10 protein-coding genes and 1 pseudogene are annotated in these 14,976 nt (G+C 49.4%); 2 read left to right on the forward strand and 9 right to left on the reverse strand.

The features are described 5' to 3' along the window. Positions 1–1,071: 1,071 nt before the first annotated feature. A protein-coding gene (locus J5278_RS26390) for an IS630 family transposase (protein ID WP_206423162.1) occupies positions 1,072–2,132 on the reverse strand; the annotation gives its coding sequence in 2 pieces (ribosomal slippage) (positions 1,072–1,646 and positions 1,646–2,132; 1,062 coding nt in all). Positions 2,133–2,514: 382 nt separating this feature from the next. Then, positions 2,515–3,084 (reverse strand): RolB family protein, encoded by a 570-nt coding sequence (locus J5278_RS26395; RefSeq protein WP_111219450.1) that lies wholly within the window; start codon positions 3,082–3,084, stop codon positions 2,515–2,517. An 851-nt stretch (positions 3,085–3,935) separates the two neighbouring features. On the opposite strand from J5278_RS26395, the gene J5278_RS26400 reads away from it, so the two are divergent. After that, complete coding sequence (locus tag J5278_RS26400; protein WP_111219448.1) at positions 3,936–4,295, forward strand: transposase; 360 nt, start codon at positions 3,936–3,938, stop codon at positions 4,293–4,295. 911 nt (positions 4,296–5,206) lie between these two features. Here the strand turns inward: J5278_RS26400 and J5278_RS26405 are convergent. The 3 genes from J5278_RS26405 to J5278_RS26410 form a co-directional block, all read right to left on the reverse strand. Beyond that, positions 5,207–5,584: a hypothetical protein gene (locus tag J5278_RS26405; protein ID WP_111219446.1), complete on the reverse strand. Its 378-nt coding sequence runs from the start codon at positions 5,582–5,584 to the stop codon at positions 5,207–5,209. A gap of 1,409 nt (positions 5,585–6,993) precedes the next feature. Beyond that, positions 6,994–7,233, reverse strand: a complete 240-nt coding sequence (locus tag J5278_RS31315) for a hypothetical protein (RefSeq protein ID WP_257623503.1) — start codon at positions 7,231–7,233, stop codon at positions 6,994–6,996. After that, the gene (locus tag J5278_RS26410) at positions 7,181–7,627 is read right to left on the reverse strand and encodes a RolB family protein (RefSeq protein ID WP_257623504.1); all 447 of its coding nucleotides are present in this window, start codon (positions 7,625–7,627) and stop codon (positions 7,181–7,183) included. The genes J5278_RS31315 and J5278_RS26410 overlap by 53 nt, the downstream gene beginning before the upstream one ends. Positions 7,628–9,095: 1,468 nt before the next feature. On the opposite strand from J5278_RS26410, the gene J5278_RS26415 reads away from it, so the two are divergent. Next, positions 9,096–10,244, forward strand: a complete 1,149-nt coding sequence (locus J5278_RS26415; RefSeq protein WP_219259410.1) for an NAD/NADP-dependent octopine/nopaline dehydrogenase family protein — start codon at positions 9,096–9,098, stop codon at positions 10,242–10,244. Positions 10,245–12,498: 2,254 nt separating this feature from the next. Here J5278_RS26415 and J5278_RS26420 read toward each other — a convergent pair. The 4 genes and pseudogenes from J5278_RS26420 to J5278_RS26435 all read right to left on the reverse strand — a co-directional run. Further along, a complete protein-coding gene (locus J5278_RS26420) occupies positions 12,499–13,536 on the reverse strand; it encodes an IS110 family transposase (RefSeq protein WP_209186775.1) in 1,038 nt (345 codons plus the stop codon). A 105-nt stretch (positions 13,537–13,641) separates the two neighbouring features. Continuing rightward, the gene (locus J5278_RS26425; RefSeq protein ID WP_156634900.1) at positions 13,642–14,001 is read right to left on the reverse strand and encodes a transposase; all 360 of its coding nucleotides are present in this window, start codon (positions 13,999–14,001) and stop codon (positions 13,642–13,644) included. A gap of 142 nt (positions 14,002–14,143) precedes the next feature. Continuing rightward, complete coding sequence (locus J5278_RS26430; protein WP_307877489.1) at positions 14,144–14,716, reverse strand: group II intron maturase-specific domain-containing protein; 573 nt, start codon at positions 14,714–14,716, stop codon at positions 14,144–14,146. Beyond that, positions 14,661–14,972, reverse strand: a pseudogene (locus J5278_RS26435) (transposase); the annotation flags it as partial. The pseudogene J5278_RS26435 and the gene J5278_RS26430, both read right to left, overlap by 56 nt. Positions 14,973–14,976: the final 4 nt, after the last annotated feature.

Below are 14,976 nucleotides of genomic sequence, written 5' to 3' on the forward strand. Positions count from 1 at the left end.
TTGCATTCAGCGGCGATGAGCCTGTGGACAAAAATCGCCTGAGCATGACCGATGAACTCGGCCGGCCTCACGGTCTACCTTCGTGGTCGTTAAATTGACGATGCCGGCATCTAATTGCAAGCTTGCTCGGACGGATACCAAAGATCGGCGGCTGGACAGTCAATGATCAGAACGATTTGGTTGCGCCTTTTCGGACTTATAAAGGTTAACAAAACATGAAAATGGCATCGCTCAAGGAATAGTTGCGGCCTCTGCGGAAGTTTGCGACAAGCGCAGTATGGTTTCGGCACAGACAAATGCAAGCATGGCATCTTACAGCATAGAGTTACAACCTCAGATTGATCCGCTTTTCTTTATCGAACAAAGCCATGAATGCACGAATGCACGATTTAAACATCAATATATATCCTGCCAATCCACTATTAAGATGGCACACACGAAAACATGCGTAAACCTACCACCTGCCGACCGGGCAAACGATCCAAGTTCCCGTGTTCCGATTTCCAACCTTCTGCCTTTACGCGGTGAGCTCCACCCCGTGCAATGCGGGAGATGGGGCACAGGAGCCAGTCCCATCTCAGGTCTCTTCGAGAACGCGGCATTCAAGATAGACGAGCCTTGTGACGGAGTGCCTGCCTCTTAGCAACTTTGCCAAAGCAAGAAGGCAAGCAAAATCAGCATACGCAATTGGCAAGGCCAACAACCGTGCACTCAATGTGCGGTCAAATATCCACACCGGGACTTCGAGCAACCGGCATGACGTCGAACCCGATAGGCTACAGCGGAACACGGTAGACCCCTTGTCCACCAGTCCATGGATGCGGACGAGCCGCCCAGACCAGGGGTGCCACGGATATAAAAGCTCCCGAACCTCGGTCCCGTGGGTTCGTCGCCCTGTTGTACAACTCACGACGTCCACATTCATTGCTTGACCGGCAGACGCTGGATCAGGCTTACTTCAACGCGCTGATCCCAATGAAGGCCGCAGCGTAAAAACGGCGGAAATCCGCTTAGCGATCGTCGCAAACTGTCTCGACGAACCGCGCCAGCTCTTATACGGGTTCTCACTGATCAAAACTCATTTGCCCACTCTCTGCGTCCGATGGACATGATGCGCCAAGGCTGGCTTTCGAGCTTTCGCCAGGCATCGCAGCAGTGAGCGACGATGTCTTCGTACGACTTAAAGATGCGGTTCGAGGGCCAGTTCTCGCGCATGAATAGCCAGAGGTTTTCGACCGGGTTCAGCTCGGGTGATTTCGGCGGGAGTGGCAGGATGGTGATGTTTTCAGGCACGACGAGATTGTTGGACATGTGCCAGCCTGCTTGATCCATGATGAGGACGGCGTGGGCATCCTCGTCGACATGGCGGGCGATTTCAGCCAGGTGCTGCGTCATCGCGTGGGTGTCGCACCACGGCATGATGAGAGCTGCCGCTTTATCGAGCTTGGGGCAGATCGCACCGAAGATATAGGCCGACCTTGTGCGTTGATCATGTGGCGCGGATGGCCTCGTTCCGCGCTTGGCCCAGCGGCGCGTGATCTTGTTCTTCTGCCCGATCCGGGCTTCGTCCTGAAACCAAATCTCTAGGCGCTTTCCTTGGGCCGATCCGGCGGCAATTTCTGCCACTGCGGCGGGGAAGTTTTTTCAAACTCCTCAATGGCTTGAGGGTCCTGCTCATGATGCTTCGGTCGCGCAGCCAGCTTGCGATAACCAAGGGCACGCACCTCCCGGCTCAGCGTCTGTTGGCTCACCGAGACACGAAAATCTTCCCAGAGGCATTGGGCCAGATCACACAGCCGCCAGCGCACGACCCCGTCGAGATAGGGTGTCGGACCCCGCTCAATGGCCTTCGCCAGTGCGGCCCGCTGAACATCGTTCAACCGTGACCGGGGTCCTGGGGCCTTGCCATCGATCAGCACCTCGGGGCCATTGGCATTGAACCGCAGTACCCAGTCGCGCACGATCTGCAGCGTCACATTGCCCAGCCGCGCCGCATCCGAGCGTGAGCCTCCCTCATAGATCGCGGCGAGTGCCAAAAGACGACGCGCTTGAGCAGCATGCTTGCTCTGGCGGGCCAGACGCCGAAGACCTTGAGCGTCAAAATCTGCACGTAATGAAATCGCTGCTCCCATCGCAAACCTCCAGTTTGTGTCAGAGATTCAGATTCATCACCTTTTGGGAAGCCCAAGAGTCGAAATCAGCGAGGGCGCGTATTACGTTAATGGAAGGCTCTTAAGATAATCGAAAATCAAATTAAGACAGAAGTATAATTAGTGTTTATCGATTAAAATCGAAATATATTTTTAATTACGCGTATTGCGTATTTATTACTGCACGGCAGGTAGTTGGTACAAGGTGAAGCGCGGCCATAAGCCGACGCCATAAACAAGAAAGCGATAACAGACACGCGAAACAACATCGCAACAACGGCACCTACCGCTCTACGGAGCGGAGGATTCGGCTTATTTGTACTTAAAAAAAACCGCTCTGGCACATTGATCGCGCACAGCCCTCTTAAACGAAGAGCGCCACGCCATATGCAATGATATCATAACGGACTATGTGGGAGTCATGGGGACGCTCGTGGACCGCGTAGGTCAGCTCGTTTCCTTCCAAGTCCTGCAGCTGCATATTGACAGTATGCACGAAACGATTGCTCGGAAGAATTGCCACATAGTGTGAGCAATAAACCTGATCGATGTAAGAGATAACCCCACCGTCTCCGAGTCCTCTTAAGGCTTGACAAACTGCCGCGGCAGTGACATTCACCTGAAATGGTGGCAGCGTCGTTGCCCTGACGGCACCACTCGCAGCATTGGAATGCAACTGCTGACCAGCAACGCACATATTCATAGTGGATGCGTTAATGTAGATATAGAGCACCTGTCCCTCAAGGTCGATGTCCTCAGTTCGTGAGTAGACGTACAAATTTCGGCCGTCCACATTGGCTCTGTGTCCACCGCGAATACTACGAGCCGGTTCGCGAAGTGTCCTGTAGAGTGCCACAGCGTTGTCCAGAGCCGTTTCAACCTCGTTCGGATTGTAAAAACCAGTGAGATCTACAGCGTCAGAAAGGCCTGCCATCTTCTTAAGGTGGAGATCGAAATGTACTGAATAATTCGACTATCAAATTTCTGCTGTGGGGAACACCCTTAGCGCGCTTCTATTTATAGAAACGGAAACACCTGATGCCAGCCTGTTAACGCCCGAAATGGGGCGAGGCTTTCTCTCATCCTCACATGGTTCCGTAAATCATTTGCCCCGCGAGAGAATGGCGCGAGTTTCGGCTAAACCACGTGATTAGAGAACCCTACTTGTATCGCACGAGTCAACCAGCGCACTTATTGCAGCATCACCTCAAAAACACGGTGTGACCCCAACTTTCGCGCCGGTCGGGTCGCATTCATGTGCGCTAAAAGTCTCCTAAGGCGGCAGCCCGACCAATTTGACTTTGCTACTGATAACACAGCTAACGTGGATCTCAGGAAGACGCTTCACGTGTTCGTGCTCGTGGCAGATCTCTCTCAACGAGATATCAAATCATAGAGAAGTGCCGAATCTCTGTTTAAAATATTCCGCCATCTTCGGAATTACATAGTATCATAGTAACGTTAAACATTATCATTCTAGCATGCATCGAAGGCTGCGCCACTTTTTATTGTTTGAATGAATTTATCTAATTTCCTTATTTAGGTCACGTTAATTACGCACCGGAACTATTTCGAACGGTTCTGCCGGGACGGAACCTGGCGTCGTATCCATGATGCGCTTTATTGCCGAACGCGGCAGCTTGAGGGGCGCGACGAGCAACCATCATTTGCGATCATCGACAGCCAGTCGGTGAAGACTGGCCCGGACGCCCGTTTTGATATCGGTTATGACGCAGGCAAAAAGATAAAAGGCCGCAAGCGCACATTCTGGTCGATACCTTGGGCATGCTCCTAAAAGCCGAAGTCCACTCAGCAGGAATTCAGTATCGCGACGGAGCGGCACTTGTTTTCAACAGGCTCGCCAACCGGTTTCCATTCATCGAGCAAATCTGCGGCGATGGCGGCTATCAGGGCCCCAAGGTCGAAGAGGCAAGTCCGCGCCCGATGCAAATTGTCAAACGTAACCAGGTCGGTTTCCAGGTGCTCCCAAAGCGATGGATCGTCGAGCAAACGCTGGCGTGGCTCGGCACAAACCCCAGAATGGCAAAGGATTTTGAACGTTTCTCAGCCACAAGCCTCGCCTTCATCCAAACCGCAATGATAAAGCTCATGACCAGAAGGCTCGCTCGCTACCCGCTTTCTTGAATGGACTCTAAAGTCATCAAAGGCTGCAAAAAGCCTGCCACAATATGAAAATCTTGGACCACGTGGCGGCTACGAGTCCCAAAAATATGTCCAACTTCAATGCCTTAAATCACCCGATGGGATACTTCAACAAGTTCTCTCATTTCGTGGACAAACCTACCAACAAATACAGGAGTGGGCATTACCGACAATAAATCTTGTCAGGTTTTCCTAATGTCACGGGTGGCGACGGCACAAACTTACAACAACTCATAATTCAACCTTGCGTGGCAACGCTGACTTCGCTTTGCATTTTAAATGAGAACATTAGTGAGTTGCCGTCTGGTCTGGCCCGTGGAAAAATGGGCTTAGACCATTCATCAGGCGCCTATCCGCACGAAGGGTGTTGTTTTGCAAATTTACCAATTTTTGCAAACTATGGAACGCCATGACGTCACTACCTGAAGAAGCATGAGCGGCCCTTTGGTCAACAACCTACGCAAGTAAACAACTGGTTCGGTTGTATGCCATGGAAGAAGCTACGGTGTATATAGCGTCCGATTCATAGGCTCTTGGATCATGGCAGGCTTCTCTGCCGTTGCCAGCGGCGCTGCGGATCTGGCCTAGGCTTACATCTTTGGCCGTAACTAGTCCTAGCGAGCCGATTAACTAGCCTATTTGCTAAGTAGGATATTCTGTCTGAACATCTATCCGGCCCTTACTCGTTTCATCAGGCGCACATGATAACAGAATTTCTTTCATTAAACATTTAATTAGATTACATATTATTAATATCCGAAACATCGTATCAAGTACTGATTTATTGAAAATAGTAAATTTTGACCAAAGGTCATACAATACATTTTGGCGACGGTGAGCAGCGAATATCTTTAAGGCTAGCACGGGCACTAAGCCGCGCACTTCTTAAATTTTCACATTGCTCCATACGCGACAACAGGATACAAAGTCTCTGAGTCATGGCATCTTGCGAAGTAGGGAACAGGCTGCCTCAGATGCAAAAAGTAGGTGCTTGGGAATATAGCGACGTAGTAGGTCGCAGTGCTGTCTGATGATTTCACCACATTTGGCGCATTGGCAACAAATGTTATCTCCCGTTTCGCTGCGAGTTTGAAATATCCGTCCTCGATTTGGGATATCAGTTCGGCTCCTCCGTACCTATATAGAAGTGGCTTGTTGGTGGAGATTTTCTCACCAGAATTCAAAACCGGGAACTGACCGTGGTCGGTGATAAAGTTCTGCTTTGCCCAAGCTAGATCGTGGGAAGCCGAAGGAATGTCTGTGAAGTTCATCGTGGTTTTTTTCTTGTAAGGGTATATCGCAGTTTTTTCTGGTTAAATAGGCATCCTAGCGTAATAAGCGCCCGAATTTCCGCATTACGCAATAGTTTTTAAAACTTGGCCCACGACCCCGGGCAGAGAATTCAAGTTAATGCCTTAAGATTTTTTTGTATAAACTCGGTTCTCCAAGCACGTCTGACTTCTCGGCATAACTCTTCCCGAGACCCCAATATCTTACCCACCACTTTATAGACCAATCCCTAATTCAAATTTGCGAATTTGCAGTAAAACAACAAATTCGCCGCAGATGGCGCATATCCAATGTGGCTGAAAGCTCCGACCTGGATCGCATCGACAACCCTTCGGCCTACTAAACATCATATGCATCACACTTACGCAAAGGCACGACTTGCTTTCGGTTCACTCCGAAATATATTACGTCAATCTATCGCTGTTTACTTTAGCACCGAAAGTCAACCATTGTCATGGTCCCACATTTCAGTCGGCATCACGAGGGTAAATTTATCAACCCGAAAACGTTAACAGTTATTCAAGTGATCTCCTTGACAACGGCGATGAAAGTGTCGCGCCTCTTTTTCAAAAAGCTTGAAAGGAGTTCAGATTCATCAAATCCATCCGCTCTGCATCTATATCCCGTAAATTGCGGGCACGGGCAACTAACACGGTCTTCACTGACGAAAGTGACTTCAGATCACACATTTCAATCTTGTTTGGACAAAGCAGTCATTTAAAAAGACAATTTCCATTCCGCACATCGACATAATTGGGACACTTGCTTAGGCACTTCGGCAGGAGATTCGCGAGGCATTTACACGTCATAGCTAATAAATGGTTCGGGTCTAATAGGCAATCGATTTGAGGACTGAATGGAGATAAGACACTGGATATCGATAATACTTTTATCAATTTAAAAATTAATATTGTGATCTTCTCGTAATATGCCACAGGACGCCAATACGTGTAGTAAGTAAAAAATGGACATATTTTATGATCGAATGGGATCTGTCTCGAGTTTTCAGCGTCTCCTCAGTCCTTCGACGCCATTATCTATCAGCAGCGCCATTCAACGGGATACAGAATTACTGTCTATAAATTAAATATATTATTTTCCAAAATAATATATGCTTAAACATTTATTTTTATGGCAGTCATAATTTTATGCGAGATACGATAACATAAACTCCCGTCAGGAGAATTAATCGAATATATATTTTTTTATACACTCAATGATATTGATTTGTATTTATAACTAAGCATCCTAATAAAACCTTTCCCAGATTTCATTAATATTAGTCTCCACAGAACAGGAATAGCTTTTCACAATTTCCCATTCTGACGCCGATGCTCCATCGCTCCTCTTGTCTTTTTATGGCCGAGATACTTTTGTTCATTTGAAGGGTCTATAGAGAAAAGTGGCCCGTTCCAAAGGCAAAAATTGGATAATGGATCAGATTACCAATTTGGACCTCTCTTGCCTGCACTTCGTGATCTTCATGCTCCTCATAGATCTGCGTGTCCTCGTCTTCATCATCCTCTCCTTCCTCCGTGTAGTTTCCGTGCCTAGAGTAGAAGCCGTAGCTTTCACCATTAATGCGTTCTGTTCCGAATCGCACAAAAACTGAGCTCGTAAAAATTGCCAAAAAGGAAGTATTTGCCTGTGGGCCGTTGTAGTAATTGACCAGCCCGCCTTGATCGCAAACGCTCCTGCAGTATGTGGTTCAACTGTTGAGAGCTTAAAAGCCACGGCGGAATTTGGGTAGCCACAGCCCCACAGTTAGAGGAACTGGAAGGGAGGAAGCGATTGAATGCACAGGCCATGGCAGTAGCTTGATTAACATAAACAAAAGTGATGGCTTGATTGGTCAAAATATATTCATCATCGAACTCATTTGGGTTTTCACTGGAACGATTGAAATACACAATATCAGTGAGCATAGCCCTGAAATCTGTACGTGCCTGCTCTAGACGAACTTTCAGTTCGGCCTCTCTGGAGATAAGAGAAAAATCACGAACTGCCCAACTTGAGACTGCCATAGCTAGAAAACCTTCTAGCGAGTTTATTATGCTTAAATCGGAGTGGAATAGCAAACCCTTATATCTACATGCGGATGTTATCACGTCATGGGTGACGTCCACCTTAAGACCGTTAGCACCGATTTAATTGACTAAGACTTCCAAGCCAACCTTTTTTAAGCGAATTTTTTGATATGTAATCAACAGTATATCTTATATGATAAAACTTGGAATTACTGCACGAACGATAACATATTGTTGAAATTCCAATAATGGTGGCGAAAACAGATTAACGATGTCTTGCTACCTATGGTGGCGACGACACGCTTACGTCGCTCTTGGGAAGCCAACGTATAGTGACCACTGATCCAGACCAACACGAAACCGACATCGTATACCCTCCCGTCAAACAACAGAAGTGAATCATGATTTTGAGGCAGACGCAACTGTAGTACTAAATCACCCAAGCTGAACCTGGTTGAAAATCTCTGGCTCTTCATGCGCGAGAATGGGCCCATGGGCTCTGATCAATGAGGACGCGTATAAGTGAATCTTTGAGCGGATTCTCCATTCAACAGCCACACTTTAGCTAGCTGAGCCTGCCCCACCTTCCAGGCAAACAATATGGAATTTTTAGAGCGACAATATTTTTATTGTCTATTCGCTCAATTGAGAATTAAGACATTTAAATAAAGACTAATACTTAATTTTAAATATATTATTTCAGAGTAAAATGTTATCAACTGCAATTATAAATCTCACTTATGCACTACTGCTTCAAATCCCAGTTTTGACGAAAATATTATATTATTAATAGCGTATATCCCTCTTATTGTTGACACGAACTTTTCATTTTTCAAATTATGGGATAACTAGCACTGCTCTATCGGGACTATCGACAGTCCGTATTGTATCGCACATCCAATTATAAAAGCGCCTTTAATTCGCGCGGATTAATTCTACGGCTATATTTCATTCAGATCTATGATGTTTTCACTGTATTCACGATCGGCATCGACATAGGTGTCTGGGATTTCCAACGTTTGTCGTATCGCATTCTGTTCGGCCGCATTGTGTTAGCTAAATATGCACCTTCTAAAAGTCCCCTACTCATGAATACACCTGTTATTGCATTTATCCTCCACAATCGCATTTTGTCGGGCTTGGCCATCTGCATCCCTAATTGATGCGGCAACGTTTAACCGGGGGTACGCATATGTGCCTTAAGGAAATGCGTCATTCCTACGTTTCATTTGAGCGGCACGTAAAGTATCGCACGCTTCGTACGTAACCTGCCTTCATGAGCAATATGCCTTTAGGATATTGTTAGCGTAAGGGCTGCGACCTTCTTTATGGTTGCTTCACGTTGTTCTTCGAGAATATTGTGTGCTTAAGCCCTAGGGAAATACGCTCTATAAATTGATCTTCAACCACGTTTTTATCCACTCCAATCAAATAAGCCTTCCATCTTAGTCTTATCAATTGATTAATGGCATCTGAACTTACTGTTGGTGTTCTTGGAGCCGGTCACGCCGGAACAGCATTGGCGGCCTGGTTGTCGAGCCGGAAAATTCCGACATTGATGTGGGCACCTGCGAATCATACCGGTTCACTGCCTTCGATCCGCCAGAATGGTGGAATCGTAGCCAGCGGCCTCATCGAAGGAAAGTATGAGGTCACGGTATACGAGGAATTGTCCGACCTGCTTGCTTCAGCGAAATTTCTGATCCTTGCGACCCGTGCTGATGTGCACGAGGGATTCGTTAGGGATCTTGAAAGGTTCGTACTGAAAAAAAGCTTGCTCGTCATCTGCGGGCATGGCTTCACTGTTAACTACGCATCTCGCTTGATGTCCACACGAATTCTGGAAACTGACGACTCTCCCGTAACAGCAAAGCTGACTGGCGGGCAAGGCAACGAAGGTCACATCAAAGCGATCCTGCCTTCGTTTGGTGTCTCCTCTTACCCAGTGAAGTACGATGCAAATGGCAACTTTGCACTTCCAAATTCAACTAGTGCAACTCTACAGAAGTGCTTTGGCACCACGATAACTGCCATTTCGCCGCTTCACTCGCTTTTTTTCTCCAACTATGTCATTCATGCAGTTTCCGCAACGCTCAACATTGGCAGGCTTCGCGATCCAGAAGGCTCTCTTACTCAGCGTGCCGAGAGTTGGCGCATGGAGCTAGAAACTCGTGTGGGCGGGGGTCATCTCTTTTATTTCTACGGCCAAGGCACCAATACGTACGTTTGTAATGTGATAGATGCTGTAGACAAGGAGCGTCTTGAAGTGGCGAAGGCCTTGGGGCTCACACTGGACACTGTTTTAGCAGAGTGCAATACCCAGTCAAATACTGACTATGTCAACATGAGGGAGTTTAGCTTGGCACCATTCCCTTACAACGTCAACTTTGCTTGTCCAGACACCTTGAGGCATCGTTATTTCTCAGAGGAGATTCGCACTATGCAAATGGTTTGCGCAATCGCTAAATCGTGCCGCATAAAAATTCCCGTCACAAAGAGCATCATGTCCCTGATAAAAGCGGCAAGGGGAGACGCTCCTGGTACCCTGTCCTCACTAGGAGACCTTCCCTTCGATGTAACAAAACTGTCAATCTTTGGAGCGCGCAGCGACTAGTCGCTGACCCTTGGCGCTACTATCAAATAAATTCGATGATATCGGAATAAAATGTCTAAATAATGTGCAAAGCGCTTGTGTAAAGCATCTGCCTCTGTGTGTTTTCTATTTATCTATTTCCTTTTTCGACTTTAATATATTTAATACAATATTGTTTTTCTATTGCTTGTTCAATTTTTTTATTTTTTTATTCACAACACGTAATCTGTTGATTTGCGTGAATCTTTCGATTTTTCTATGTGGTTTCATTCATAATCAGTATTCTATCAATACTGGTTTTAGGCCAACTTTAATTTGAATCGTAGCGCCACCTATACTCTATATTGCAGCCGCCATCTTTGCTGAGGGAGAGGGAGCGGTCCATGCCATCAAATGGGCCGTCCAGCGGTTCCGCTATATGACGCTGGAAACAATGCCGCACGTACGGATCTGGCCGGGGGGCGATGGGCAACCATCGTCCCTACCGGGACCGATATTCCCTCCGGCCAAGACCGGGATATGCCGTGGATGTAAAAAACTACACTACGCTACAGGACACGATCTTAGCGCTCGGTACGGAGGCTTTGCGGAATATATAAAGAGAAGCGGGCGTCCGCTGGGCCTTGTGACCCAAAATTTTACACGGGGAGCAATTTCACTCAAAACTCAATTGTATAAAATCGTGCCACATAAATTCAATCATCCTCTACCGACGCGCTATTTAAATACAAACATTTTTATATATATAATAGATGGATATAATCCATTCATCTAAAAGGTTATTGATACATATCATATATTGCTATATATAGCGCTCTTAAGCAATATAGAAGTTTTTCCATCTCAAAAAGCAGAATACTGAATTAGGATGTGAAATCCGGATTCATGTAATTTGAGCCATCTCTCCTTACAGGAGCGTCCCGACCGCAATCACCGGATATAAGGTGTAACGTGCATCAGTCCTGTGAAGCCATCCATCCATTGTGCCCTGAGCAAGGATAAATTTGTTGCTAGGAAACAAAGCTACATAATGCGTCCACCCATTGTCGGCGGCAAGGCCAGATGAAACCACCTGCGAGGGACTATAAGAGCAGAACCACCTGGTCACGCCATTTGGAAGAATAATTGTCCTGGCGAGAAGTTCTTCAAGAAGGGATTGACCTCCGTAAACAAAGACGTGCGCGCGAGCTGTGAGTATGAGTTCGGGACCTACACAAGGTTCGGTTCCACGCTCGGCTTTGAACGCATTAGCAGCTGCCTCAAGGTCGTGGTACTGTACGGGAATATTTCGGAAGTCGTGCATTTCGCAGACAGTGCAGTTAGCGCAAATGGTAAACTCCACCGTATCTATAAATAGTACGTTGGCCATTCCGATCGAGGTTATGCTCCACAAAAAATTGTATAAAGTACAGCGGTTCGATTAGTTTGCACCAATTTCGCCATGTATTTTCTTCACATAGTCTTTTGTCGGTGTCAGCTTGAGACGTTTGACGGGTCTATTTGCTACCTACCTATCACATCATCGCTTTACCACGACTTTAGGCGAGTTTTAAACCCATTCATTACTTCGCCGTTTACTTTGACAGATTCCAACAAATCATGTTTGATCTTCACGTGAAATTATGAATATGTCAAGGATAAATTGCCCCCTCATCTTTACGACTTATTGCCCAGAGGTGCCACTTACGTCGAACCTTAGCTTCAGTAGACACCGCACCGACTTACCTGATCATGCAAAATGCATCTGCAAGCAACGAAAACGGAGTATTTCTATAGGTTTCCGTCACCGCCCCGTTCCGTGGTGACGTATTGTAAACGTGCATGGTTTACATCAGAATATATCCTGCCATGCCTCACTGCCTTGGCGACACGTTCCATTGCTGCTCAGTAAGCATCCGAGGAAGGCCGCGGGATAGGGCCTCGCGCGCGTATCGGAGCCGGGCTAGTCTGATCGGATTGCGCCGGTTTTTATGAGCCGGCTGCGTCCTTAGAGTCTTCTCTGATTGGGATCGTTGAAGTCAAGCTGCTCCCGATCTAAATTTCGGATCATACCGCCCCGCGGGTCACTCGCTTCTCTTCGCGGTCGGCGCGTGGCCGCCGCATGATGGGGTCAGGAAGGCAAGGTGTCCCAATCTGTTTCACGACCTTGGGGTTTTCGCCCTCAGGTTCGAGACTCTAAACGAGATCACCTTGCCCATCGTCCCCACGGGAACGATCCGATTTGCCTTTCAAGCAGAACTTGCTGTTTGTGCCTTTTCCCTCCGGTTGTTCATCATCAGGCTGCTGCGAGGTCGGCCTGCTTTCCGAAACGGAATGCGGAACCGTCGCACCACATGCGATGCAGGATCACCGCAAGTTTTCGGGCGACTGCGACGCGTGCCCGCGCCATGCCGCGGCGCTTGGCAATGCTCATGCCCCAGGCCCTGAGGCTCGACCATTTTTTCGACCGCACCAGCAGCGAATGAGCTGCTTCATAAAGCGCGGTTCGAGCGATTTCGTCACCACATCGGCTGATCCGACCCTGGATGTCGGTCTCGCCGGATTGATAGCGCGACGGCGTCAGGCCGAGATTGGCACCGACATCGCGCGACCGACGGAACCGGTCTGGGCGATCGATGGTGGCACGGAAGGCCAACGCGGTGATCGGTCCTACGCCGGGCACACTCATCAGCCGACGGCATGTCATCTCACCTTTGGCAACGTCGAGCACCTGTTTCGTCAGTTGGGCGAACTGTTCCAGCATCGTGGCAAGCACGGCCAATAGCGGCTCGACCAGCGCCATCACCAGCGGATCGCTGTTCGCTATCTGGCGCGCCTTTCCTGCAAAGTCTGCACGACTTGGCGTCCCAAGCTTGATGCCGCCCTCCCGCAGAATGGCGCGCACCACATTCTCGATCGAGCGCATCTCGTTCATCACCGTCCGGCGTGCGACCAGAAGCGAGCGCCACAGCCGGCATTGGCGGCTCTTGACATGCACCCGCCGGAACCAACCGGTGCGCATGATCTGTGCCAAGGCGCGTGCATCATTGCGATCGGTCTTGTTGGGCATCGTCTTCATTGCCGCATTGGCCTGGCGCGTCTCGATGCAAATCGCTGCCAATCCCGCGCCCCGCAACCCGTCATGCAGCCAGGCCGTCAGCGAGCACGCTTCAAGGCCAATGCGCTCCATTGGCAGACCAATATCCTCAAGTGCTGCGATCAACGCCTGCGGCTCACTCGCCGCCCGCGTCTCCTGCACGATCCGGCCGGTCTCGTCGACGATACAGATCGATGTTTCTTCCAAAGACACGTCCATTCCAGCATAGTACATCATGGCTGCTTCCTTTCGATGCTTGTGGCCGATCAACACGGACCACGTTCTAACATCCTCAAGGGGAGCAGCCACACCCGCGGCGCAGACCCCAATCACCCCATCTGTTCAAGAAAGCGGGTATCGAGCGAGCCTTCTTGTCATGAGCTTGATCATTGCTGTTTGGATGAAGGCTAGGCTTGTGGCCGAGAAACGCTCGAAATCCTTTGCCATTCGGCGGTTTATGCCGAGCCAAGCCAGCTTTCGTTCGACAATCCATCGCTTCGGTAGCACCTGGAAACCGGCCTGGTTTCGTTTGATAATCTCCATCGGTCGCGGGCTGGCCTCTTCTACCGTTGTGCCCTGATAGCCGCCGTCGCCACAGATTTTCTCGATAAAGGGAAAACGGTTGGCGAGCCTGTCGAAAACAAGTGCTGCTCCATCACGATCCTGAATTCCTGCCGAGTGGACCTCGGCTTTCAGAAGCATGCCAAGAGTGTCGACCAGAATGTGCCGCTTGCGGCCCTTGATCTGTAGAGTCGAGGACGGGCGCGGTGGCGAAGCCCCGTTTCCCGTCCCCGCTCATCAAACCGGACGTGCGGATTTCCCGCATCCGGCTTTCCGACTGGCTTCATCGTAAGGCCCACGGCGACGACCGCCCGCGCTCGCGTCGAAGGCTCAGAACGGCCAGTTCCCCGTAGACATGCTCACGGGAAAACCGGTCCGTCCCACGCCCTTGCACTTTGTGTCGTTGTCGGAGGAAGTGCCGCGTCCGATCATAGACATGCTGATCGACGGCCTCGTATGCGGACGCCAGAGCGCCGTAGGAAAAGTAGGCCGACCATCCGCGCAAGACGCGGTTCAATCGTGCCCTGACCTCATCCCATGCACCCTTGTTACCCGGCACCAACAGTTCGCCAACCTTCAGTTTGACCCTCTGCACACTCTTCTTGGACGGGCTTGCTCCCAGATACCAGCGCCCTCCGTTGGGCAGGTGGCGCGGTCCCAGGGTGTACCCAAGGAAGTCAAAGCTTTCGCGCCGGGCATCCTTCACCGAGGTCTTCGCCTCGTTGAGCGTCAGCCCCAGATTCGTCATCACCGCCTTCGTCCACGCCAGCGCCTCATCCGCGCGACCGCGGCTGAGGATGGCCCCGGCGCGCACGACGAGAGACGTCAGCGAGTTCGAAGAACTTTCGGCGCGCATGGGCGAAGCAGAAGGCTGGTGTCACCGGCATCTGTTTCTTTGTCCGGTCGAACAGTGGATTGAAGCCGTTGTAACAGTCGGCCTGAAGTATCCCGCCAAACTCAGCCAGATGTGTTTGCGGGTGCTCGCCGCGTCGGTTGCTGGTGGCATAAAACACCGCAGCAGGCGGCGCAGGACCAGCAAAAGGTTTGTCGTCCCGAACATAGGTCCAGATCCGCCCTGTCGTGCATTGCCCCTTGGCGAGGATTGGGATCGTCGGG

Source organism: Rhizobium sp. B21/90 (assembly GCF_019355815.1).
Lineage (GTDB): Bacteria > Pseudomonadota > Alphaproteobacteria > Rhizobiales > Rhizobiaceae > Rhizobium > Rhizobium rhododendri.